At 71.9% G+C, this 23049-nt stretch carries 23 protein-coding genes; 12 read left to right on the top strand and 11 right to left on the bottom strand.

The window, feature by feature from the left end:
• Positions 1-14: 14 nt before the first annotated feature.
• Entirely contained in the window at positions 15-599 is a 585-nt protein-coding gene (locus ACIA5D_RS41320) for an acyltransferase (protein ID WP_396036020.1), read from the bottom strand.
• A 252-nt stretch (positions 600-851) separates the two neighbouring features.
• Here ACIA5D_RS41320 and ACIA5D_RS41315 point away from each other — a divergent pair, with 252 nt between their 5' ends.
• The 4 genes from ACIA5D_RS41315 to ACIA5D_RS41300 are packed head-to-tail and all read left to right on the top strand — an operon-like array spanning position 852 to position 5147.
• The gene (locus ACIA5D_RS41315; RefSeq protein ID WP_396036019.1) at positions 852-2051 is read left to right on the top strand and encodes a nucleotide sugar dehydrogenase; all 1200 of its coding nucleotides are present in this window, start codon (positions 852-854) and stop codon (positions 2049-2051) included.
• Positions 2048-2839, top strand: coding sequence for a glycosyltransferase family 2 protein (locus tag ACIA5D_RS41310; RefSeq protein ID WP_396036017.1), 792 nt, complete (start codon positions 2048-2050; stop codon positions 2837-2839). Before ACIA5D_RS41315 ends, ACIA5D_RS41310 begins: the two co-directional genes overlap by 4 nt.
• 8 nt (positions 2840-2847) lie before the next feature.
• Complete coding sequence (locus ACIA5D_RS41305; RefSeq protein ID WP_396036015.1) at positions 2848-3873, top strand: NAD-dependent epimerase/dehydratase family protein; 1026 nt, start codon at positions 2848-2850, stop codon at positions 3871-3873.
• Positions 3837-5147 (top strand): hypothetical protein, encoded by a 1311-nt coding sequence (locus ACIA5D_RS41300; protein WP_396036013.1) that lies wholly within the window; start codon positions 3837-3839, stop codon positions 5145-5147. The genes ACIA5D_RS41305 and ACIA5D_RS41300 overlap by 37 nt, the downstream gene beginning before the upstream one ends.
• 2 nt (positions 5148-5149) lie before the next feature.
• Here ACIA5D_RS41300 and ACIA5D_RS41295 read toward each other — a convergent pair whose 3' ends face one another.
• Positions 5150-5923: a PIG-L deacetylase family protein gene (locus ACIA5D_RS41295; protein WP_396036011.1), complete on the bottom strand. Its 774-nt coding sequence runs from the start codon at positions 5921-5923 to the stop codon at positions 5150-5152.
• A gap of 285 nt (positions 5924-6208) precedes the next feature.
• Here ACIA5D_RS41295 and ACIA5D_RS41290 point away from each other — a divergent pair, with 285 nt between their 5' ends.
• From ACIA5D_RS41290 to ACIA5D_RS41255, 8 genes are all read left to right on the top strand, one after another.
• On the top strand, positions 6209-7279 hold the full coding sequence (locus tag ACIA5D_RS41290; RefSeq protein ID WP_396036010.1) for a Gfo/Idh/MocA family protein: 1071 nt from the start codon (positions 6209-6211) through the stop codon (positions 7277-7279).
• Positions 7276-8241 carry an NAD-dependent epimerase/dehydratase family protein gene (locus tag ACIA5D_RS41285; protein ID WP_396036008.1) on the top strand — a complete coding sequence of 322 codons (966 nt, stop codon included), beginning with the start codon at positions 7276-7278 and terminating at the stop codon, positions 8239-8241. The genes ACIA5D_RS41290 and ACIA5D_RS41285 overlap by 4 nt, the downstream gene beginning before the upstream one ends.
• Positions 8242-8261: 20 nt before the next feature.
• A complete protein-coding gene (locus ACIA5D_RS41280) occupies positions 8262-9380 on the top strand; it encodes a DegT/DnrJ/EryC1/StrS family aminotransferase (RefSeq protein WP_396036007.1) in 1119 nt (372 codons plus the stop codon).
• Positions 9377-10387 carry a hypothetical protein gene (locus ACIA5D_RS41275; RefSeq protein ID WP_396036006.1) on the top strand — a complete coding sequence of 337 codons (1011 nt, stop codon included), beginning with the start codon at positions 9377-9379 and terminating at the stop codon, positions 10385-10387. Before ACIA5D_RS41280 ends, ACIA5D_RS41275 begins: the two co-directional genes overlap by 4 nt.
• Complete coding sequence (locus tag ACIA5D_RS41270; RefSeq protein ID WP_396036005.1) at positions 10374-11366, top strand: methionyl-tRNA formyltransferase; 993 nt, start codon at positions 10374-10376, stop codon at positions 11364-11366. Before ACIA5D_RS41275 ends, ACIA5D_RS41270 begins: the two co-directional genes overlap by 14 nt.
• Positions 11363-12454 carry a DegT/DnrJ/EryC1/StrS family aminotransferase gene (locus ACIA5D_RS41265; RefSeq protein WP_396036004.1) on the top strand — a complete coding sequence of 364 codons (1092 nt, stop codon included), beginning with the start codon at positions 11363-11365 and terminating at the stop codon, positions 12452-12454. The genes ACIA5D_RS41270 and ACIA5D_RS41265 overlap by 4 nt, the downstream gene beginning before the upstream one ends.
• Positions 12455-12575: 121 nt before the next feature.
• A complete protein-coding gene (locus ACIA5D_RS41260; protein ID WP_396036003.1) occupies positions 12576-13826 on the top strand; it encodes an MFS transporter in 1251 nt (416 codons plus the stop codon).
• Complete coding sequence (locus tag ACIA5D_RS41255) at positions 13823-14842, top strand: TolB family protein (RefSeq protein ID WP_396036002.1); 1020 nt, start codon at positions 13823-13825, stop codon at positions 14840-14842. The genes ACIA5D_RS41260 and ACIA5D_RS41255 overlap by 4 nt, the downstream gene beginning before the upstream one ends.
• A gap of 78 nt (positions 14843-14920) precedes the next feature.
• Here the strand turns inward: ACIA5D_RS41255 and ACIA5D_RS41250 are convergent, their stop codons facing one another.
• From ACIA5D_RS41250 to ACIA5D_RS41210, 9 genes are all read right to left on the bottom strand, one after another.
• Positions 14921-15487 carry a hypothetical protein gene (locus ACIA5D_RS41250; protein ID WP_396036001.1) on the bottom strand — a complete coding sequence of 189 codons (567 nt, stop codon included), beginning with the start codon at positions 15485-15487 and terminating at the stop codon, positions 14921-14923.
• Between the two features lie 127 nt (positions 15488-15614).
• Positions 15615-16223 carry a LuxR C-terminal-related transcriptional regulator gene (locus ACIA5D_RS41245; RefSeq protein ID WP_396036000.1) on the bottom strand — a complete coding sequence of 203 codons (609 nt, stop codon included), beginning with the start codon at positions 16221-16223 and terminating at the stop codon, positions 15615-15617.
• Positions 16224-16361: 138 nt separating this feature from the next.
• Positions 16362-16952 carry a hypothetical protein gene (locus ACIA5D_RS41240; protein WP_396035999.1) on the bottom strand — a complete coding sequence of 197 codons (591 nt, stop codon included), beginning with the start codon at positions 16950-16952 and terminating at the stop codon, positions 16362-16364.
• A gap of 127 nt (positions 16953-17079) precedes the next feature.
• Complete coding sequence (locus ACIA5D_RS41235) at positions 17080-17817, bottom strand: PHP domain-containing protein (protein ID WP_396035998.1); 738 nt, start codon at positions 17815-17817, stop codon at positions 17080-17082.
• Entirely contained in the window at positions 17818-18981 is a 1164-nt protein-coding gene (locus ACIA5D_RS41230; protein WP_396035997.1) for a hypothetical protein, read from the bottom strand.
• A complete protein-coding gene (locus tag ACIA5D_RS41225; RefSeq protein WP_396035996.1) occupies positions 18972-19643 on the bottom strand; it encodes a polysaccharide deacetylase family protein in 672 nt (223 codons plus the stop codon). The genes ACIA5D_RS41230 and ACIA5D_RS41225 overlap by 10 nt, the downstream gene beginning before the upstream one ends.
• Before the next feature lie 12 nt (positions 19644-19655).
• Positions 19656-20513: a glycosyltransferase gene (locus ACIA5D_RS41220; protein ID WP_396035995.1), complete on the bottom strand. Its 858-nt coding sequence runs from the start codon at positions 20511-20513 to the stop codon at positions 19656-19658.
• Positions 20510-21790 carry a glycosyltransferase family 4 protein gene (locus ACIA5D_RS41215; RefSeq protein ID WP_396035994.1) on the bottom strand — a complete coding sequence of 427 codons (1281 nt, stop codon included), beginning with the start codon at positions 21788-21790 and terminating at the stop codon, positions 20510-20512. Before ACIA5D_RS41215 ends, ACIA5D_RS41220 begins: the two co-directional genes overlap by 4 nt.
• Before the next feature lie 193 nt (positions 21791-21983).
• A complete protein-coding gene (locus ACIA5D_RS41210) occupies positions 21984-23039 on the bottom strand; it encodes a glycosyltransferase (protein ID WP_396035993.1) in 1056 nt (351 codons plus the stop codon).
• Positions 23040-23049 lie beyond the last annotated feature (10 nt).

The following is a 23049-nucleotide window of genomic DNA, read 5'->3' as shown; positions in this document are numbered from 1 at the left end:
GCGAGCCTAGAGGTTCAGCTCTCGGTGAGGATGCCGTCCGATTCGCGGTATTCGGCGCTGGTGGAAGGGCAGACCCACAGGCCGTCGCCCTTGGCGGTGAGCGGGCGGCCGGCGCGGCCGACCCAGCCGATGCGGCGGGCCGGTACGCCGACGACCAGCGCGAAGTCGGGAACGTCCTTGGTGACGACCGCGCCCGCAGCGACCAGGGCCCAGCGGCCCACGGTGACCGGGGCGACGCACACCGCGCGGGCGCCGATCGCCGCGCCCTCGCCGATCGTCACGCCGACCGCATGCCAGTCGTCGCCGGTCTTGAGGCGGCCCTCGGGGGTGACGGCGCGCGGGTACTCGTCGTTGGTCAGCACCGCGGCCGGGCCGATGAAGACGCCGTCGGCGAGGCGGGCCGGCTCGTAGACCAGCGCGTGGTTCTGCAGCTTCACGTTGTCGCCGATGACGACGCCGGGACCGACGTAGGCGCCGCGGCCGATGTTGCAGTTCGCGCCGAGCGTCGCGTCCTCGCGGATCTGGGCGAGATGCCAGATACGGGTGCCTTCGCCGATCTCGGCCCGGGGATCCACGTCGGCCGTGGGCGCGATGGTCATGCGGCGATCCTTCCAGGTGCGGGACGAACCGGCTCAGGCTAGTGTCCCGTACCGCGCCACCGCGCGGGCCGAAGGGACCGCGGCATCGGCTGAACCGGTGACCCTTCCACCGGACCGGCCATTGGTGGGTGGCTCTCCGTTTCAACCCCTTGTTCGGAACTCGACAAACACAACAGCTGGCACCACGGTGCTCTATAGCATCTAGCCGTTCCGGGGGCTCGGAACGTGAAACGGGTGGGGGGATACACGCCAGTGGGGACAAACCAATTCACTCGTGACGTCGTCATCATCGGCGGCTGCGGACGGGTGGGCCTGCCGCTGGGCATAGCGCTCGCTTCGCGTGGCCAGACGGTGACGCTGTACGACATCAACGAGGCAGCGGTGTCCACCGTGAACGACGCCCGGATGCCGTTCGACGAGGACGGCGCGGACGCGCTGCTCGCCGAGGTGGTGGCGGCCGGCCGGCTGAACGCCACCGCCGATCCGGCGAGCGTCAGCACCGCGGAGAACCTGATCGTCGTGGTCGGCACGCCGGTCGACGAGCACCTCAACCCCGATCTGGGTGTCGTGCCGCGGGCGCTCGAGCGCTGCGCCGCGCACCTGGTGCCGGGCCAGCTGGTCGTGCTGCGCAGCACGGTCTACCCGGGCGTCACCGCGCTGACCGAGAAGATGCTGCGCAACCGGGGCATCGAGGTCGACCTCGCGTTCTGCCCCGAGCGGATCGCCGAGGGCAAGGCGCTGACCGAGCTGTTCGACCTGCCGCAGATCGTGGCCGCGCGCAGCCCCGAGGTGTCGCAGCGGGCCGAGAAGCTGTTCCGCAACCTCACCGAGCAGATCGTCCAGGTCGCTCCCGAAGAGGCCGAGCTCGCCAAGCTGTTCACCAACACTTGGCGTTACATCAAGTTCGCGACCGCCAACCAGTTCTGGATGATGGCCAACGATTACGGATTGGACTACAGCCGGATCCGGCACGCCATCACCTTCGACTACCCGCGCGCGGCCGACGTGCCGATGCCCGGCTTCGCCGCCGGCCCGTGCCTGCTGAAGGACACGATGCAGCTGGCCGCGTTCAACCAGAACAACTTCGTGCTCGGCCACGCGGCCATGCTCATCAACGAGGGCCTGCCGAACTACCTGGTGTCCAAGGTGGAAGATCGCTTCGACATCTCCGAGATGACGGTCGGCGTGCTGGGCATGGCGTTCAAGGCCGGCAGCGACGACTCCCGCGAGAGCCTCGCGTACAAGCTCCGGAAGATCCTCACGATGAAGGCGAAATCGGTCATCTGCACCGACCCGAACATCGTCGACGACCGGTTCGCCCCGCTGGACGAGGTGCTGGCCAAGGCGGACATCCTGATCATCGCCACCCCGCACGCCGAGTACGCGGACCTCGACACCGAGCTTCCCCTGATCGACATGTGGGGGCTGACCCGGCGCGGGGTGCTGGTATGAGGCCCCGGGTCACGGTCGTCATCCCCGTCTACAACGAGGGGGAAGCGATCATGCAGCACATGGAGCGCATCCTGCGCGACGTGCTGCTGCCCGCCGAGATCCTGCTGGTGCACGACACCCCCGACGACACGACGGTGCCGTACGCGGAGAAGCTGGCCATGGCCGACCCGCGGGTCCGCCCGGTCCTCAACACGTACGGCCGGGGGCCGGCCAACGCGATCCGCTTCGGCATCGACACCGCGATCGCGCCGGTCGTGGTCGTCACGATGGCCGACGGCTGCGACGACCCGCGGCAGATCGACAGCCTGGCCATGCTGGTCGAGCGGGGTGTGGTGGTCGCCGCGGCGTCGCGCTACATGCCCAGCGGCCAGCAGGTCGGCGGCCCGTTCCTCAAGCGCCTGATGTCGCGCTGGGCCGGCCGCAGCCTGTACATGTTCACCCGGGTCGGCACCCGCGACGCCACCAACAGCTTCAAGGCGTACAGCGCCGAGTTCGTGCGCACGGTTGGCATCGAATCCCGTGCGGGCTTCGAGATCGGCCTCGAGCTGACCGCGAAGGCGAGCCGGGCCCGCCTGCCCGTCGCCGAGCTGCCCACGATCTGGCTCGACCGTCAGCTCGGCGAGTCGCACTTCGACCTCGGCCGGTTCCTGCCCAGCTACCTGAAGTGGTACAGGTTCGCCTACGGCCGCCGGCTCACCCTCGACCAGCTCGCCGCGCGCCGGGAGCGCGTCGAGGCGGCCGAGCTCGCCGCCACCCCGCCCGCCGTACCGCTCAATTCCAACATTTAGGAGAGACCGTGTCCAAAGTTCTCGTCACCGGCTCCGCCGGCTTCATCGGCGGCTATGTCGTTGAGGAGTTGCTGTCACGTGGGCACGAGGTCGTCGGGTTGGACAACTACTCGAAGTACGGGCCCGTGTCGCGTTCCTACGACAGCCACCCGCGCTACCACTTCACCGAGGGCGACGCCCGCGATGTCGAGCTGGTCACCGAGCTGCTGGCCGACTGTGACCATCTGATCGCCGGCGCGGCCATGATCGGTGGCATCTCCTACTTCCACGCGTACGCCTACGACCTGCTCGCCACCAACGAGCGGATCATGGCCTCGACGTGCGACGCCGCCATCAAGGCCCACCAGAACGGCAAGCTCAGGAAGGTCACGTACCTGTCGTCGTCGATGGTCTTCGAGTCGACCGAGCACTGGCCGTCCGCCGAGGGCGACGAGCGCAAGATCCCGCCGCCGCTGTCGTCGTACGGCTTCCAGAAGCTCGCCGTCGAGTACTACGCGAAGGCCGCCTGGGACCAGTACAAGCTCCCGTACACGATCGTGCGCCCGTTCAACTGCGTGGGCGTCGGCGAGGGCCGGGCGCTGGGCGAGGTCGAGGTGCTCTCCGGCAACGTCAAGCTCGCGATGTCGCACGTCGTGCCCGACCTCGTGCAGAAGGTTCTCAAGGGCCAGGACCCGCTGCACATCCTGGGCGACGGCAGCCAGGTGCGCCACTACACGTACGGCGGCGACCTGGCCCGTGGCATCGTCGTGGCGATGGAGTCCGACGCTGCCCACAACGAGGACTTCAACATCTCCACCGCCGAGTCGACCACGGTCCGCGACCTGGCCGCGGTGATCTGGCGGAAGATCAAGGGTGCGGACGTCCCGCTGTCGCTGGTCTCCGACGACCCCTACGAGTACGACGTGCAGAAGCGCGTCCCGGACGTCAGCAAGTCGCAGAAGGTGCTCGGCTTCGAGGCGACCACGTCCCTGGACGAGATGCTCGACGAGGTGATCCCGTGGGTTACTCAGGCGGTGGCCGAGGGTCGGCTCTGATCTCACGAGCCCCCGCGGCGGCGAAAGACCTTTTCGCCGCCGCACCGGCCAAGTCGGTCACCACGGGTAAAGCGGTCCTGGCGGTGGTCGCGATCGCGGCCGCCGTCACGGTCGGGCTGCTCCGGCAGCCCGGGCCGGGCGCGCTCAACACGATCTGGGCCGAGGACGGCAGCATCTTCTACGCCGAGGCCGTGGACAAGGGCCCCTGGGCGGCGCTGACCACCTCGTACGCGGGCTATTTCCATGCGGTCCCGCGTCTGCTCGCCGCGATCGCCTCGGTCTTTCCGCCGAGCGCCGCCGCGACGGTGCTGGCCGCCGGCGCCGCTTTGATCGTTGCCCTGCTGGCGCTGCTGGTCTACGTGACCAGCGCCGCCCACCTTTCGTCGACGGTGGCCCGGGTCGTCGTGTCGGCGCTGGTCGTCGTGGTGCCGGTCGCCCAGGACGAGGTGCTCAACTCGGTCGCCAACTTCCACTGGTACGGCCTGTACGTGCTGTTCTGGGTGTTCCTGTGGAGCCCGCGCAGCCGGATCGGCCAGGTGGTCGCGGTGGCGACCGTGCTGCTCGTGGCGACCAGTGACATCCTCGTGCTCGCCTACGTGCCGCTGGCGCTCTTCCGCTTCTTCCACAAGGAGGAGGGCCGGCTAGGAAAGATCCTGGGCGGCGCCCTGGCGCTCGGCCTGGTTGTGCAGCTCATCGGCCTGGCCACCGGTTCCAGCGAGCGCGAGCTCGACCCCAACCCGGTTCGCGCGGCCGTCGGCTATCTTCTGCGAGCCGTCCCCGCCCCGCTGATCGGCCAGCGCTGGCTCGGCCATCAGATCGGCGCCCGCTGGGTGGCTCTCGCCGCCGTGGCCTGGCTGCTGGTGGCCGTGGCGTTCGTGGTCGCCCTGCGCGGCCTGACCCGCCCGGCGTGGGTCCTGGCCGGCGCGGCCGTGATCCAGAGCGCCGCGCTGTACGTGCTGCCGGTGGTGCTCTCCGGCGTGGCCGCCCCGCGGTACGCCGTCGCCCCGGCCCTGCTGGTGGTGGTGGCCCTGGTCGCCCTGCTGCAACCCCGGCCGGGCAACGCCGTCCCGCTCTACGTGCTGGCCGGGTTCCTGGCGGTCATCGCGCTGATCAACCTGCGGATCGACAACCCGCGCGCGCACGGACCCGCATGGGACGCCGAGCTCGACAAGGCCCGGGCCACGTGCGTCGCGGGCGCGACCGCGGCCATCCCGATCGCCCCGGTGGAGACGCCGCCGTGGCTGGTCCAGGTGACGTGCGAGAAGCTGAACTGACCTCAGCCGAGCAGGAACAGCTCCGCATCGGCGCCGGCCGCCGCGAGCACGCCCGGCGGCAGGCTCGCCCAGGGCTCGCCGTCGGGAACGCCCGCCGGCCGGCGCAGCTGCGACTCGTGCGCGTCGAGCGCGTGCAGCTTGCTCTTCAGGTGATCGCCGGCGCGCACCTTCACCGCCCGCCGCCGCGCGATCGAGCCGGCCGCGTTCAGCGTGGACCCCAGCCGGTCGCCGCGGCGCAGCGGCCACGAGCCCCACAGCCACACCGGGTACTCGAGGACCCGGCTCCCGGAAGAGGCGGCCGCGGCCCGCACGGCCCGGCCCAGGGCGGCGTGGTCGGGGTGGGGCTCGTCCGCCGAGGTCGTGTACACGTCGTCGGGACGCACTTCGGCGAGCAGCTCTGCGACGTACGCGAAAAGGTCTTTTTCTTGAGAAGAGAGAGTGCCGTCCTCGAACCCACCCCACCGCACGGCATCGGGGTCCAGCCCCAACCGGCCCGCCGCCGAGGACATCTCGGCCCGGCGCAGGGCGGCCAGGGAATCGGGGCTCAGATGCTCGCTGCGGTGCGAATGCCGCCCGTCGGTCACCACGGCCACCGTCACCGGCGTTCCCGCCGCAACCTTGCGCAGGATCGTCGCGCCGCAGCCGAGCGTCTCGTCGTCGGGATGAGGGGCCAGCACGAGGGCGCTGCGCCCGCCCACGGTGTCGGTCTCGTCGCGGGCGGAGCTCAGCAAGCCCGCCCGGGCAATCCCGCGCAGACGCGGAAGCAGCTCGGTCATCTGGGTCCTCTCATGGCGCGAGTCAGGCTAAAGGCAATGACAGTCCGGTGGCCACCCGAAATCAGGCAGTTCGGCGGTTCTGCCCGACGGTCGGTGCCGATGCCGTCCGAGCGTCGTAAGGGCGTTGACCGAAGGTACGGCTTGCCCTCCCGGCTCCGCCGGAAATCCGTCAGAGCTCTGGCTTCCCGACCGAGCCGATCGGTAACTTGCGCCACGGGCGCGCTAGGCGCTGCCCGGTCCGCACATGTCTAAAGAAGCAAGGCTTCCCGAGCGAAACGGACATCCGTGACTTCTCCGCAGCCCGTGACCGAGCCGATCGGCATTGCCGTCGTGGGGGCCGGTTACTGGGGCCCGAACCTCGTCCGCAACTTCCAGGGCGCGCCCGCCTTCCGCCTGCGCTGGCTCTGCGACCTCGATGTCGAGCGCGCCGAACGGGTCCTCGGCGGCTACTCGACCGTCAAGGTCTCGGCCGACCTCGACGAGGTGCTCGCCGATCCCGAGGTCCAGGCGGTCGCGATCGCGACCCCGGCCGGCACGCACCTGCCGGTCGCCCTCGCCGCCCTGCGCGCCGGCAAGCACGTGCTGGTCGAGAAGCCCCTGGCCGCGACCCACGAGGAAGGCCTCCAACTGGTGGAGGAGGCCGACAAGCGCGGCCTGACGCTGATGACCGACCACACCTTCTGCTACACGCCGGTGGTGCTGCGGATCCGCGAGATGCTCCACTCCGGCGAGCTGGGCGACCTGCACTTCCTCGACTCCGTACGGATCAATCTCGGTCTCGTGCAGCGCGACATCGACGTGGTCTGGGACCTCGCCCCGCACGACCTCTCGATCCTCGACTTCGTGCTCCCGCCGGGCGTGCGCCCGGTGGCCGTCGCCGCACACGGCGCCGACGGGATCGGGGCCGGCCGGGCCTGCGTGGCGTATCTCACGCTCCAGCTCAACACCGGCGCGATCGCGCACATCCACGTCAACTGGCTGTCCCCGGTGAAGATCCGTACGGCGATCTTCGGCGGCTCGAAGCGGACGCTGGTGTGGGACGACCTCAACCCCAGCCAGCGCCTCGCGATCTACGATCGGGGCGTCGACGTGGCCTCGCCCGACGAGCTCGGCGACGAGCAGCGCCGCGACATTCTCGTCTCCTACCGATCCGGCGACATGGTCGCCCCCGCGCTGGTCGAGCGCGAGGCGTTGCGCACCATGGTCGACGAGTACGCACGGGCCATCACCACCGGCACGCCGGCCCTGACCGACGGCCGGGCCGGGCTGCGGGTGCTCGAGATCCTCCAGGCCGCCTCGCGCAGCCTGGCCGAAGGCGGAACGATGATCAAGCTCGACGAAGGGCACATGGCGTGACGGGCGTACAGATCGAGGGCTCGCGGGCCCTCGTCACCGGCGGTGCGGGCACGATCGGCTCGCACGTCGTCGACGAACTCATCCGGGGCGGGGCGGCCGAGGTCGTCGTGCTCGACAACTTCGTGCGCGGCCGCCGGGAGAACCTGGCCTGGGCCGACGCGAACGGCCCGGTGACCCTGGTCGAGGGCGACATTCGCGACCAGGCGCTCGTCCGCGAGGTGACCGCCGGCAAGGACCTGGTCTTCCACCTCGCCGCGATCCGCATCACCCAGTGCGCCGAGGAGCCGCGGCTGGCCAACGAGGTGCTCGTCGACGGCACGTTCAACGTCGTCGAGGCCGCGGCCGAGGAGGGCGTCAAGAAGCTGATCGCCTCGTCGTCCGCCTCCGTCTACGGCCTGGCCGAGCAGTTCCCGACCACCGAGCGGCACCACCCGTACAACAACGACACGTTCTACGGCGCCGCCAAGGCCTTCAACGAGGCCACCCTGCGCAGCTTCCACGCCATGAAGGGCCTCGACTACGTCGCCCTGCGCTACTTCAACGTGTACGGCCCGCGGATGGACATCTACGGCCTGTACACCGAGGTGCTGATCCGCTGGATGGAGCGCATCGAGTCGGGCACGCCGCCGCTGATCCTCGGCGACGGCCTGCAGACCATGGACTTCGTCCACGTCGCCGACATCGCCCGCGCCAACATCCTGGCCGCGAAGGCCGACGTCACCGACGAGGTGTTCAACATCGCCAGCGGCGAGGAGACCAGCCTCAAGGAGCTCGCCCAGGCGCTCAGCGACGTCATGAAGTCCGACCTCGCCCCCGAGCACGGCCCGGCCCGCGCGGTCAACGGCGTCACCCGCCGCCTCGCCAGCACGGCCGCCGCCGAACAGAAGCTGGGCTTCCGCGCCGAGCTGAGCCTCAACGAGGGCCTGCAGGGCCTGGTCGACTGGTGGCGAGGGTCGAAATGAGCGACCGCAAGATTCCCGTCATGATCCCCATGCTGGGCGAGGAGGAGGCCGAGGCCGCGGCCGAGGCCGTCCGGTCCGGCTGGGTCGCCCAAGGTCCTCGGGTCGCCAAGTTCGAGCAGGAGTTCGCGACTCTGGTCGGCGCCTGCCACGGCGTCGCGGTCAGTTCCTGCACGACCGGCCTGCACCTGGCGCTGGTGCTGCTCGGCATCGGCCCCGGCGACGAGGTGATCGTGCCGTCGCTGTCGTTCATCGCGACGGCGAACGCGGTCCGCTACGTCGGCGGGACCCCGGTCTTCGCCGACGTCGACCTGGCCACCGGCAACCTCACCGTCGAGACCATCGACGCGGTCCGCACCGCGCGCACCAAGGCGGTCATCGCCGTGCACCAGGGCGGCGTCCCGTTCGATACGGTCGCGCTGCGCAAGGCCACCGAGGGCTGGGGGATCGGCCTGGTCGAGGACGCCGCCTGCGCGGCGGGCTCGACCGCGTACGGCCAGCCGGCCGGCGCCGGGGCCGCGATCGCCGCCTGGTCGTTCCACCCCCGCAAGGTCATCACGACCGGCGAGGGCGGCATGATCACCGTCGACGACGCAGACCACGCCGCGCGCCTGCGCCGGCTGCGCGAGCACGGCATGAACGTCTCCGCCGCCGACCGGCACGCCAGCAAGCAGCCGGTGCTCGAGGCGTACCTGGAGACCGCCTACAACTACCGGATGACCGACATCCAGGCCGCCGTCGGGCTCGTGCAGCTCGGCCGGCTGCCCGGCCTGGTCGCCCAGCGGCGCGAGCTCGCGGCCCGTTACCACGAGCTGCTGGCCGGCATCGACGGCCTCGTTCCGGTCAAGGACCCGGCCTACGGGCAGACCAACTACCAGTCGTTCTGGGTGCTGCTCGACGGCTTCCCGGCCGGCCGCGACGAGGTGCTCGCCGAGCTCGCCGCCCGGGGCGTCTCGGCCCGGCGGGGCATCATGGCCGCCCATCTCGAACCCGCGTACGCCGACATGGCGCCGGTCCCGCTGCCGGTGACCGAGCGGATCACCCGCGAGTCGCTGATCCTGCCGCTGCACCACGCGCTGACCGCCGACGACCAGGACTACATCGCCGGCATCCTCCGCGAGCTCGCCGGGAGCCGCGCATGACGGCGCCCGGCCTCTCCACCGACCGGCTGCTGCGGCTGATGCGCCGCTCGGTCGCGGAGACCCGGCTCGACCTGTCCGGCAAGGTCGTGCTGACCGAGGCCGCGACCGGCCCGTACGCGGTCACCCCGGTGCTCGCGGCGCTGGGCGGCGCGGCCGAGGTGATCGCGTTCACCCGCTCGACCCGCTACGGCACGGCCGCCGAGGTGACCGCGCGGACTCTCGCGCTCGCCGAGGCGGCCGGCGTGCCCGGCCGCATCCGGGTCACGACCGAGCGCCGGCCCGACGACATCTCGCGCGCCGACGTGGTCACCAACTCGGGGCACGTGCGCCCGATCGACCAGGCGATGGTCGACCTCATGAAGCCCACGGCCGTCGTGCCGCTGATGTTCGAAGCGTGGGAGGCCGAGGCCGGACGCTCCGATCTGGACATCCCGGCGCTGCGCAAGCGCGGCATCGAGGTGGCCGGCACCAACGAGCGGCACCCGGCGGTCGACGTCTTCTCCTACCTCGGGTTGATGGCGGTCAAGTTGCTGCTCGACGCGGGCGTCCCGGCGTACCGCAGCCGGATCGCGCTGCTCTGCGACAACCCGTTCAACGACTTCATGGTGCGCGGCCTCGCCGGTGCGGGCGCCGAGGTGACCGCGGCGGCGACGCTGGCCGGGCTGCTCGACGGCCCGCAACCCGAGGCGCTGGTCGTCTCGATGCGGCCCACCGGCGGCCCGGTCCTCACCCCGGCCGAGCTGGACGCGCTGGCCGCGCGCTGGCCCGGCTGCCTCGTCGGGCAGTACTGGGGCGACCTCGACCGGGACGGCCTCGCCGCGCGGGGACTGCCGGTGTCGCCGGCGGCCGAGCCCGGCGCCGGCCACATGGGCGTGCTGCCGTCGGCCGTCGGCCCCGACCCGATCGTCCGCCTGCAGACCGGTGGCCTCAAGGTGGCCGAGGTGCTGCTGCGCCCGGCGGCCGAGCGCACCGCCGAGGATCGGGAGTTCGTGGATGAGCTCGCCTGACCAACCCCGGCTCGTGCTGGTCGGGATCGGGCCCACCACGGCTACCGCGCTGGCCGGCCTCGTCGACGACTTCGCCATCGCGGCGCTGCTGCGGCCGGGCGACGACGACGTGACCGCGCTCGCCGTCAAGCACGGCATCCCGGTGGTCGCCGACACCACGGTGGCTTCGCTGCGCGAGGTCGTCGCCCGCGAGCGTCCCGACGCCGTGGTGGTCTCGTCGTACGACCGGATCCTGCCCGGCGACATGCTGGCGGACATCCCGTTCGTCAACGTGCACTACGCGCCGCTGCCCCGGTACCGCGGGCGGGCCACGGTCAACTGGGCCCTCATCAACGGCGAGCCGGACGCGTACATCTCGCTGCACTGCCTCGAACCCGAGCTGGACGCCGGGGGAGTGCTCTACTCCGGCAGCGTCCCGATCGGCCCTGCCGACACCGTGTCCACGCTCTACGACCGCCTCAACGAGCTGCAGCGCCTGCACATCGCCGACGCGGTCCGCCGCCGGATCGGCGGCGACCTGGGCGCGGCGCAGGACGAGAGCGAGGCCACCTACTGCTGCACCCGGCTGCCCGAGGACGGCGAGATCCGCTGGGCCGAACCGGCGGCGAGCCTCGACCGCCTCGTCCGGGCGCTCCGGCCGCCGTTCCCGGCGGCCTACACGTACCTCGGCCTGCGCCGCTTGCGAGTGCACCACGCCGAGGTGCGGCACGACGCGCCCCGCTTCGAGGGACGGATCGCCGGCCGCCCGGTCGGCCGCTCGTCCGCCGAGGGCTGGGTCGACGTGCTCACCGGCGACGGCGTGCTCAGGCTGCACACGGTGGAGCTCGACGGTGACGGGCCGGTACCGGCCGCCGCCGTGATCCGCTCGGTCAAGCAGACCCTCGGCCTGCGCACCCAGGACCTCCTCGCGAAGATCGCCGGCCTGGAAGCCCGGCTGGCGACAACGAAACCCGACCCGGCAGGAGTAGCACCAGCATGAACAAGATCCCGCTCGTCGACCTGGCCGCCGCCCACGCGGAGGTGGCCGAGGAGGTCGAGACCGGCTTCAAGCGCGTCATCGCCGAGACCGCGTTCATCGGCGGCGCCGAGGTGGCCGCGTTCGAGCAGGAGTACGCCGCGTTCTCCGGCGTGCCGCACTGCATCGGCGTCGCCAACGGCACCGACGCCCTCGAGCTCGCGTTCCGCGCGGTCGGGGTCGGCCCGGGCGCCGAGGTGATCCTGCCGGCCAACACGTTCATCGCGACGGCCGAGGCGGTCGTGCGCACAGGCGGCCGCGTCGTTCTGGTCGACTGCGATCCCCGTACGTATCTCATCGATGTCGAAGCCGCGCTCGCGGCAGTCACCCCGGCCACCCGCGCGATCGCGCCCGTGCACCTCTACGGCCAGATGGCGCCGGTCGAGCAGCTGAAGGCCGGACTCGGCGGCCGGGACATCGCGATCGTCGAGGACGCCGCGCAGTCGCAGGGCGCCAAGCGGCACGGCATCGGCGCCGGCGTCGACGGCATCGCCGCCACCAGCTTCTACCCGGGCAAGAACCTCGGCGCCTACGGTGACGCCGGCGCGGTCGTCACCGCGAACGAGCAGTGGGCCGAGACGGTCCGCACGCTGGGCAGCCACGGCGGGCTCAAGAAGTACCACCACGACCTGATCGGTGTGAACAGCCGCCTCGACGGGCTGCAGGCCGTCGTGCTGCGCGCCAAGCTGGCCCGCCTCGACGACTGGAACGCCCGCCGCCGGGCCGCCGCGGCCCGTTACGCGGAGCTGCTGTCCGGCCTCGACGTCATCACGCCGGTGACGCTGGACGGCAACGAGCACGTGTGGCACATCTACTGCGTGCGGGTCCAGCGCCGGGACGAGGTGCTCGCCAAGCTCAACGCCGCCGGGATCGGCGCGGGCATCCACTACCCGTTCCCCATCCACAAGACCGGCGCGTTCGGCTACCTGGGCGGCTCGTTCCCGAACGCCGAGCGGACCGCGCCCGAGATCCTGTCGCTGCCGATCTACCCGCAGATCACTCCCGACCAGCAGGCCCGCGTGGCGGAGGCCTTCACCGCCGCCCTGGCCTGAACGTCGTAATTCGTACCGCCCGAACTGGTACCAGTTCGGGCGGAACGGGCCAGAGACCCGGCCGGGCGGTATCGATAGCGTATTGCCGGACCGGCTGGGGAAGTGGGGAAACACCGTGTATGTGACGTTGCGAGACCGCCCCGGCGCCGACGAGCCGGCCGGCGCCGGCAAGGCGGTCAAGCGGGTCTCCTCGGTCGTCCTGCTGCTCGGCACGGTGAGCCTGCTGACCGACATCTCCTCCGAGATGGTCTCCTCGGTCCTCCCGCTGTACCTGACCGTGGCGGTCGGCCTCAGCCCCGTCGCCTACGGCTTCCTCGACGGCATGTACCAGGGCGTCAGCGCGCTCGTGCGGATCGGCGGCGGCTACGCGGCCGACCGCGGTGGTCACCCCAAGTGGGTGGCGGTGGTCGGGTACGGCGCGTCGGCCGTCAGCCGCCTCGCCATGATCCCGGCCGCGGGCTTCGCCGCCATCACCGGCGTGGTGACCGCCGACCGGCTCGGCAAGGGCCTGCGCACCGCGCCCCGCGACTCGCTCATCGCCGAGGCCTCCGACCCCACGATGCTCGGCCGCGCGTTCGGCGTGCACCGCACCCTCGACACGATCGGCGCGGCGATCGGCCCGCTCGTCGCGTTCGCGATCCTGGCCAGCGTGCCCGGCAGCTACGACTCGATCTGGGTGGTGTCGGCCGCGTTCGCCCTGGTCGGCGTCGCCGTCCTGGTGCTGTTCGTGCCCAATCTGCGCACCACCGTGAACACCGCCCGGGTCGGCCTGCGCACGGTGATGAAGGAGGTCGGCGGCAAGCGGCTGCGCGGGCCCCTGATCGCCGCGACGGTGCTGGGTCTGTTCACGGTCGGCGACGGGTTCCTCTACCTGTCCCTGCAGGAGCGCGACGACTTCGCCGCCAAGTACTTCCCGCTGCTCTACGTCGGTACGAACATCGCGTACCTGGCGCTTGCCATCCCGCTCGGCCGGCTCTCCGACCGGGTCGGCCGCGGCAAGGTCCTCGTGGCCGGGCACGGCGCGCTGATCGCCTGCTACGTGCTGGCGGCGCTGCCGGCCGGCGGCCTCGGGCTGACCTTCGCCACGCTCGCGTTGCTCGGCGTCTTCTACGCCGCGACCGACGGCGTGCTGCCCGCCCTGATCAGCCGGCTGGTCTCCGCGGACAGCCGCGGCAGCGGCATCGCCGCCGCCCAGACCGTCCAGGCCATCGCCCGCTTCGCCTCCTCGGTCGTCTTCGGCCTGCTCTGGAGCGTGCAGGGCCCGAGCAAGTCGCTGGTGCTGTTCGCGGTGCTGCTGGCCGCCGGGGTGCCGGTGGCGGCCCGGCTGCTGCGCGGCATCGACCGTCCTTCGGCCGCGGAGGTCTCGGCGTGACCGTGCGGCAGCGAATCTCCGTGCTCGCCGCGATCCTGGTGCTCGCCGCGCTCGGCTCCGTCGCGTACGTGTGGAACGTGCACAAGGACCAGGCCAAGACCCTGTCCTCGGCGCCCGCGGTGGCCACCGGCGGCGACCTCGCGGCCGTCGGCAAGCAGCCCCGGCTGGTCTTCCGCAGCACCGCGCTGGGCAGCGAATACGGCAAGGTCGCCATGGTGCCGCTGTCCGCGCCGGGCGGGCCGCGCACGTTCACGCCGATGTCCTGCGAGCGGGTGTACGCCTCCGCCGCCGACGCGATCTGCCTCTCCGCCGACCGGGGCCTCGTGACCACGTACAAGTCGCAGATCGTCGACAGCGCGTGGTCGCCGGCGCACGACCTGCCGCTCACCGGCCTGCCCAGCCGGGCCCGGCTGTCTCCCGACGGCTCCCTGGCCGCCACCACCACGTTCGTGTTCGGCGACTCCTACGCCAACCCCGGCAAGTTCTCCACCCGCACGGTGGTGAGCCGCAAGGACGGCGTCACCATCGGCGACATCGAGAAGTTCAAGCTCACGGTCGACGGCAAGGTCATCACGGCGGCCGACAAGAACCTGTGGGGCGTCACCTTCGCCGACAACGACAACACCTTCTACGCCACGGCCGCCTCCGGCGGAAAGACCTGGCTGGTCAAGGGCAGCCTGTCGGCCAAGACGGTCACCTCCATCCGCGGCGACGTGGAATGCCCTTCGCTCTCACCCGACGGCACCCGCGTCGCCTTCAAGAAGCACGGCGACCTGCCCGCCGGCAAGTGGCGGCTCGCGGTCTACGACCTCACCACCGGCAAGGAGACGTTGCTGGCCGAGACCCACAGCGTCGACGACCAGGCCGAGTGGCTCGACAACGACACCGTCCTCTACGGCCTGCCCCGCCAGGGCACCAGCACGGCCAGCAGCGACATCTGGCAGGTCCCGGCCGACGGCTCGGGCAAGCCCACCGTGCTGGTCGCCGACGCGTGGTCGCCGACGGTCGTGCGATAGCGCCGGCTCGTTCGCGCTGCTCGCGCGCCGATGCAGCCGCGCGCGGGTGCGTACGGCTGCATCGGCGGGGGACACAGGTCAGAGCTGCCCGAGCAGGGCCAGCAGGAAGTTGAGGATCGCGGCCAGCGACCCGGCGCCGGGGTTCTGGTCGAGCAGGTGCGTGATCGCGCAGAGCAGGTTGCCGAGCAGGTTCCCCGGCCCCGGCACCGCGTTGATGGTCAAGTGCACCTGGTTCAGGTCCACCACCAGGCCGAGCAGGTCCAGGTGCAGCGGGCCGAGAGTGAGGTCCAGAACCCGGCACGTCGCCTGGGCAACGGCGGCGGGCATGCTGACGGTCTGGGTGACCGTGCCGACGGCGCCGCCGGCCGCGTCGGTGAGGGTGCCGGTCAGCGTGCCGGTAGCCAGGAGGCTTCCGTTCTGCGCCGCGAAGCTCGTGGGAGTGAAGCTACCGGCGAAAGTGCCGGTACCGCCCGTGGCGTCCGTGAAGGCGCCGGTGACCGGGATGCTGGGGACGGCGGTGGTCGCGGGTGGCGCGGCTGCCTGGGCGCTCGGGGCGGCGGCGGCCGGGTTCGCGCCCGCGGTGGCCAGCCCCAGCGCCGCGAGCAGAGTTACGGCGATCATCGAGAGCCGTTGCCGGTGCGTCATCGTTCCTCCTGCGGATAGGAATTCCTTTCACCGACAAGCCTCGATGTATGCGGGGGCCCGGCCCAGTGAGCGTTGTCATCGGCTGATGTGAGAGGAGTCAGGAAGGACCGCTGACAAAAGTCACGAGTCATGCGAGCCAGCCCGCGTCCTCGGCGACGCGCACCGCCTCCAGCCGGTTGCGCGCGCCGGTCTTGCGCAGGATCACCGAGATGTAGTTGCGGACGGTGCCGGCGGTCAGGTGCAACTTGGCGGCGACCTCCGCGGACGGCACCCCGGACGCGGCGACGCTCAGCACGTCCAGCTCTCGCGCCGACAGCGGGCTGCGCGGTGCGGCGACGATGGCGACGGCCAGCCCGGCGTCGATGACACGCTCGCCCCGGGCCAGCCGGCGGATGCTGCGCACCAGCTCACACGGCGCGGCCTGGGTGCCGACGACGCCGCGGACGTGGACGTCCAGCGCACGGTGGAGCGTCCCCGGGACGTCCGGGCCGGCCAGCACCAGCGTGGCGCAGCCGGGCTGCTCCACGCTGAGCCGGGTGAACAGGCGCAGGCCGTCCCCGGCCAGCAGCCCGACGTTGACGACCGCCACGTCCGGCAGCACGGCGCCTGCCATGTCCAGCGCCTCGCCGAGGCCGCCCAGTTCGGCGACCACGGCCAAGTCCTCTTCCATCGACAAGGTCGCGGCCAGGGCGCCGCGCAGCAGATTCATGGGTTCGACGAGCAGAATGCGGATCACGATGGCCTCCCAGCCAGGGTCAAGCTTCGCGGTGGGAATGCCGGCGTCCGATGGGCCTTACTCGAATCTCCGGAGGCCGGCTGATGGCCGCGTCGCCGGGTCGGTGCACCGGCGTCGGCCCGATTCCGGACCGCGGGATCAGCTGGGAGGACCGCAATACCGGACGATTCGTCCGGAAGTGTTCGCATTCGCGGGTGAGAGGGCTGCGGCGGCCGCGATATCCGGCCACCAAGACGACGGGAGGGTGCCCATCGGGGGTGCGCCGCCGCCGCCGGAGTCGCGGAACTGAGCGTCGGCGGACCGGTCACCCGGGTGCGGCGGCGAAGCCGGTGGTGGCTTGGCCGGCGAGGGGCTCAGCCCGACCGTGCGGGGCCGTTCGGCGAGGTCATGGTGAACGTGCGCCGCCGACACGCCGGCCACCGTGGACCGTGGCGCCGCCATCGGCACGGAGGCCGGGATTGCAACGGCCTGCCATCCGGTCAGTGTCGCCGCCGGCTGAGCCAGCGGCGGCTGGGCCACCAGCGGCTGAGCCACCGGCGGCTGGGCCACCAGCGGCTGAGCCACCAGCGGCTGAGCCACCGGCGGCTGGGCCAACGGCGGCTGCGCCACCGGCAGGTCGGCCAACGGCGGCGATGAGGGGACCGACGGCACCTGCGGAAGCGGGACGGACGGCACCGTCGGGAGGGGCGGCAGGGCAGGCGGCTCCGGCAACTTCAGATCCGAGACCACCCGCGTCACCACCGGGGTCTCGACCGCAGGAGCGGGAATCGCCAGCTTCCTGGCCGGCAGAACCGCGGCCTTCCGCCGGCGGAGGCCGACACCAGTTTCGCGCTTTCGGCGGCAGCCGCACCGAGAGCTAGTCGCGGCGGAGGCCGCGCAGGACCGGCGCCGCTCGGTGGCGGGCCGTTTCCACGGCGCGCAACGCCAAACCGTCCACCCCGCCCAGCACCTTGGTCACCGGGCGGTTGCGGAACACCGGGGTGAACGCGCCGGCCGCGAGCGCCCGTTCCACCGCGGCGCGGTCGACCACCGGGCCGTCGAGGGTCAGCTCCACCGCGAGCGGGAACAGCTGTCGCCGGGTGTGGAAGTCGACCGCGGCGAACGGCCGCAGCCCCTCCCGCTTGGCCAGGGCGAAGGCGTGGCGGTTGGGGGAGAGGCCGTCGTACTTGCGGTTCCAGATCTCGACCCCGGCCAGCAGCGGCGTCCACGCCGGGTCGTACCGCTTCCACGCCTCGCGCCGCCACGGGTGGGCGAGCACCGCGATCCCCCCGTCCGCGGCGACCTTGCCGAGCAGCTCGCCGATGCCGGGCGTGGCGCCGTAGAAGGGCACCTGTCCCCACACCGGCACGTGCACGACGTTGTCCGGGTCGTTGTACTCGATGCCCGGCACGAGCAGCACGTCGCCGGTCGAGGCCGCCGCGCACTCCGCCGCGTACTCGTCGAGCCGCGACGCCTCGAACTCACGGCTGTGATCGGCCAGCAGCACCACCCGGAAGCCGCGCTCGCCGAAGGCCGCCGCGATGTCCGGCAGCTTCCACGTCGCGTCGTCCGACCATCGCGAATGGACGTGGGCCGCCGCCCGTACCTTGGTCACCTATCGCCTCCGCAGCTGCCCGGCGACCGTCTGCCAGGTATCCCGTGCCAGCACCGCGGATTCTCCCCGGCGCGCGTTGTACCAGCGCGTCCGGCCCGCCGGTCGCAGCATCGCGGCCAGCGTCGCGCCGCGCGACGGCCATCGCCCGGCGTCCGCCCCGCGCGCTCCCCGCATCACCGCGAGCAGGTGCACGATCTCGCGGCCCAGGTGGCGGCTGAGCAGGTGTGGCGCCGGCGGCGTCGCAGGCGGCCGGAACTCCGGGTCGAGCGTTCCTCGCAAGGCCCATTCCGGGTACGCGAGACCGCGCGCCCGGGCGAGCGCCATGCTGCCCCAGGTGCGTCCGTTGAGCTCCATGAACCACGCGTTGCCGGCGTCGTCGACGAGCAGTTCGATCATGAAGATGCCGTTCCAGCCGGCCAGCTCGCAGAAATGGGCGACCGCGGCGGCCAGCTGAGGGTCGACGTCGATGGAGCGGCACGCGCTCGAGCCGGACCCGCGCGGGTTCATCATCCGCACCCGGCGGTGGGCCGACAGGGCGAACACCTGGCCCCCGGCCGCATACCCGAAAATGCCCTCGCCGACGCCGTCGACCAACCGCTGCACCAACGCCGGCGCACCGATTTCCGCCGCGATCTCGTGCGCCTCTGACGAGGTGCGGGCGATGCCCCCGGACGGGCGCGTGAGCTTGCCGTCCCGCTCGACCTCCGCCTCGGCGCATTTGACCATCCACGGTCCGGCGCCCGGCAGCTCGGCCTTCTCGCCCGGCCTGATGATCGCGGTGTCGGGCACGGCGAAACCGGCCTTGGCGGCGAGCTCGAGCTGCTCGCTCTTGTCGAGCGCGAGCGCGGCATTCGCCCCCGTCGGGCCGGCGACCTTCACGATGTCGGCAAGCCGGTCGGTGAGCAGCAGGGCCGCGTCGTCGAACGGCATGGCCGCGACGGCCTTCTCCTCGGCCACGAGGGCGCGGAGAGCGGCAAGCGAGGCGGTCAGGTCACGCTCCGGCGAGGGCACTTCCACCACGCGTACGCCCTTGGCCGCGGCCACGGCGGGACGGCGGCCTTCCCGGGTGAACGCGACCACCCGGAAGCCCGCGTCGCGCAGCGACCACACGGACTCGATGGCCGCGAGCGACTCGGCGAATCCCACGAGGACGGTCATCGCCATCGCTTCACCGTCCCGACCGCGAGGGCGCGGGCCCGGGCCGGCAGCGGCGCGGGCGCCAGCACCTCGGCCCGCAGCGACTCCGGGGTGTCGTGGCGGCGGACGCTGTACCGCGGCTGCAGCCACGAACCGGCGCGGGCGGGCCGCCGGTCACTGGTGTAGACCCGGGTGTAGCCGCGGCCGCGCAGCTCGGCCAGCACCCGCCGGTCGTAGCGGCCGAGCGGGCAGGCCGCCGAGTCGACGGCGCCGCCGGCGGCGCGGGAGAGCACGGCGCGCGCGGTGTCGAACTCGGCCTCGCGCTCCTTCGCGTCGAGCCCACGCCACGACCGGTGCGCCATGCCGTGCGAGCCGACCCGCATGCCGGCCGCCCGCAGCTCGCCGACGCCCGTGGTGCTGACGCTGCCCGGTGTGTCCAGGCGGCCCGCCAGCAGGAAGAACTCGCCGGAGAGATTGCGCTCGACCAGTGCCGGCAGGCCGATCTCGACGTCGGACGCGTTGCCGTCGTCGAAGCTGAGCCGCACCGGCGCCGTCCACGAGGCGACCTCGTCGAGAATCGCCTCGAACTGGTCGGTCTTCACCCAGTAGACGTCCTCGCCGGGCTCCATCTCGCGTTTCGGCTCGCCGACGCCGTGGAAGCAGATATTGCGTACCCTGTCGCTGCTCATGGTTCTCCTGGCTCAGCCGGCCTGCCGGGACGGCTCGGCACGGGTCGACTCGTCGCGTCCCCACACCGCGTCGCTCTGCCCGCGCGCCTTGCGCGCGGCGACGAGGGTCAGGGCCACGTAACAGACGGCGGCGGGCGCGAGCCACGGTCGCGGAACCACGACGTCGCGCAGCCACGAGGAACGAACCGATTTGCGTACGCCCGCGGGCGCGTCACCCCGGGCGGCGGCCGCGCGCATCGCCGCGTTGCCGGCCCGCACCCGCACCAGGCGCCGGACGAGGTCGCGGGTGCGCAGCGGAGTGGCCACTGTGGACACCGCCGCGGGCACCTCGCGCTTCTCGTCCGCGGTGAACAACGAGTCGAGGAAGAGGTCGTCGGCGACCATCCCCGGGAAGGTGCCGAACCGCGCCCGGCCCTTCTCGGACAGGACGATCGCTCCACGCCCGAACAGCGCGTTGTGATAGGCCGGCAGCCGCGAGTTGATGGCGAAGTAGCCCCGGACGGCGAGCGGCCGGCCGCTCAGGTCGAGCTTGCGCCGCGGCACGACGGCAAGCGGCCCGTTCTCCAGGGCGTCCGCCAGAGCGCGCAGCGAGCCGTGCGGCAGCACGATGTCGGCGTCGAGATAGAGCCGGGGGAACCCGGTCGTGACCGCGTCGCCGGCGTTGAGCGCGCCCGCCTTGCCGGGCTCGGGCAGGTCGAGCACCCGCACGCCGCTGCGCTGAGCGGCCACCGCGGCGGTGTCGTCGGTGCAGCCGTTGGCCACCACGGTGATCTCGAGCGGCGGGGCGGTGGGGTCGGACAGCAGCGCGTCGAGGCACCGGCCGATGACCGAGGCCTCGTTGTGCGCCGCGATGACGATGCCGACGGTCACTCTGCCTTCTCCAACGGCGCGTTCTCGAGCTGGGCCTCGCGCGGCTTCGGCACCGCGACGCCGGCCCGCAGCTTGCGCTTGGCCAGCAGCCGGTCCCAGACCGTGATGTACGGGCCCTCCTGGCGCTCCCAGGCGAGCAGCTCGTCGAAGCGGGCCAGGCCCTCCTTGCGCATCCGCGCGGACCGCTCGGGGTCGTCGAAGAGCTCGGTGACGGCGGCCGCGAACTCCTCGGGCGTGCCGGTCGGCACGTAGGCCGCGGTGTCGCCGGCGGTGCGCCGGGTCTCGATGAGGTCGACGGCCACCACCGGCACGCCGCGGCCGAGGTATTCCACTGTCTTGGCCATCGTCGAGAGCTGGTTCATCTTGGTGGGCAGGTCGGGCTGGATCGCCACGGTGGCCTCGCGCAGCAGCTTGTCGACGCCCTCGGCGTCCAGCCAGCCGGTGAACTCGACGACGTCGCCGAGGCCGCGCTCGGAGACCAGCTTCTGCAGGCCGGGCAGGCTCTCGCCGTCGCCGGCCACGGTCAGCCGCCAGTCGGCGCGGCCGCGCAGCCGGGTCAGCTCGTCGGCGGCCAGCACGGCGCCCTCGACGTTGTCCTGCGGGCCGAGCACGCCCAGGTAGACCAGGTGGTGCGGGGTGCGTCCGGTGTGGATCGGGTCGTCGGCGCCGGTGGTGGCGATCTCGCTGGCGGCCGGGCCGTTGCGCACGACGGTGACCTTACCGGCCTTGACGCCGCGGGCGAGGGCGTTCTCCCGGTACGACTCGTTGGTGGCGAAGACGGCGCTCGCGGTGCGCAGGGTCAGCCACTCGAAGGCGACCAGCGTCTTGAAGACCACGGGGTTGGGCCGGCCGTCGCCGGCACGGGTCACGTAGATCTCGGGGCAGAGGTCGTGGTGGTCGAACACCCACGGCCGGCCCAGCGCGCGGATGACCAGCGCGAGCGGCCAGTAGACGTCCGGCGGGTTGCAGACCTGCACGGCGTGCGCCCGCCCGGACAGCACCTCGCCGGCGAGCCGCACGGCGATGCACAGGAACGACCAGACGAACTCGAAGGCGAACGACAGCACGCCGGCGCCCAGGACGTAGACCGGGTACGGCTTGAGCCGGGTGTTGCGGCTGCCGGGGAGCGTCTTCAGCGCACGGTCACCGCGCGGTGCGATTACGGTGACGTCGTAGCCGTTCCTTTCCAGGGAAAGGCATTCGCGTATGACCCGTCGGTCTCGTTCGGCAGGCAAATTGGCGATGAGGATGGTGACCTGAGGCCGCTTTTTCTGCATACGCCGCGCTCTTCCTTTTTCGGACATCCCGAACAATTGCCACGCCGGAAACGGCGCAGTTTGCCAGGGACGACTCTTCCGGCGCGGGGCGCTAGCGGCAATGGAACAAGTGGCGGCAACCCGTGTCGAATGTCTTACACCGACTCCGGAAAGCCGGTGAAAAAAGCAGTTCGGCCGATTGACGGCGCTCGAGCTAATCGGAAAAAATCGGGCTATAAAGGGCGACGAGATCCTGGCGCAGGCCATCCTCGTCGTATCGCTTCAGCACCCGGCTCGCCGCGGCGGCGCCGGCGGCGGCGAGGCCCGCGGGGTCGGTGTCGTAACGGCATACCGCGTCCTCCACCGCCGTGGCGAAGGCGAGCAGGTCGGAATCAGGCACGGGGCCGCTGTCGGCCGGGTCGAAGTACTCGCGGCCGCCCAGCCCGGAGTAGCCCACCACGAAGCAGCCGGTGGCCATCGCCTCGACCGGGGGCAGGCCAAAGCCCTCGCGCTCGCTGAAGCTCAGGAACAGCGCGCTCGACCGCATCAGCTCGGCGGTCTGCGCCTCGGTGCGGCCCTCGATGGCGCACAGCTCCCAGCCGTCGAGCACGCCGCGGGCGCGCAGCATGTGGAACAGCTGGCGGCGGTCGAGCGGGCGGCGGCGGGGCACGAACGAGATGCGGCGACCGGACGGGCGGCCCTCGGGGTGGAACAGCGTGCGGTTGATGACGGCCCGTGCCTGGTGCACCGTGATGCCGGGGAAGGTGTAGCGCAGCAGCGCGGCGCTGTCGTCCGAGACCGTGAGGATGCCGAGCAGGTTGGGCACCTGCGTGTACGGCGCGCCCGGGGCGCCGTCGTCCTCGGCGTAGTCGAACGTGTGGTACGCGCCCTGGTTGAAGATGATCTTGCGAGCCTCGCGGGGCAGCGTGTCGAACCCGGAGGCGTAGAACTCCGGCACCACGAGGACGTCGTCCGGCCCGAGGGTGATCTCGGGGGCCGCGGCGACCCGGGTCTTGTTCTCGAACCACGAGACCTCGAAGCCCGGCCGGGTGTGCAGCACGCAGGCGCGCAGGCCCAGCTCGGTCAGCAGGTCGACGTGCCGGTAGTTCATCCGCACGCCGCCGCGCGGGGCGGTCTGGTCGGGCGTGAGGTAGTAGATCGTCGGCTCCCCGGTCGGCCGATCCGCGTAGCGCAGCGCCGGAGGGCGCCGGCTGCGCAGGTCGCGCGCGTGGCTGACCGCCTGGAGGCTGCCACGCACCTGTCCGATCACCTGGTGGATC

The organism is Actinoplanes sp. NPDC051513, assembly GCF_044454685.1.
Lineage (GTDB): Bacteria > Actinomycetota > Actinomycetes > Mycobacteriales > Micromonosporaceae > Actinoplanes.
Note: the sequence above shows the minus strand (reverse complement) of the source record. Positions and strands in the feature narration are given on the sequence as shown.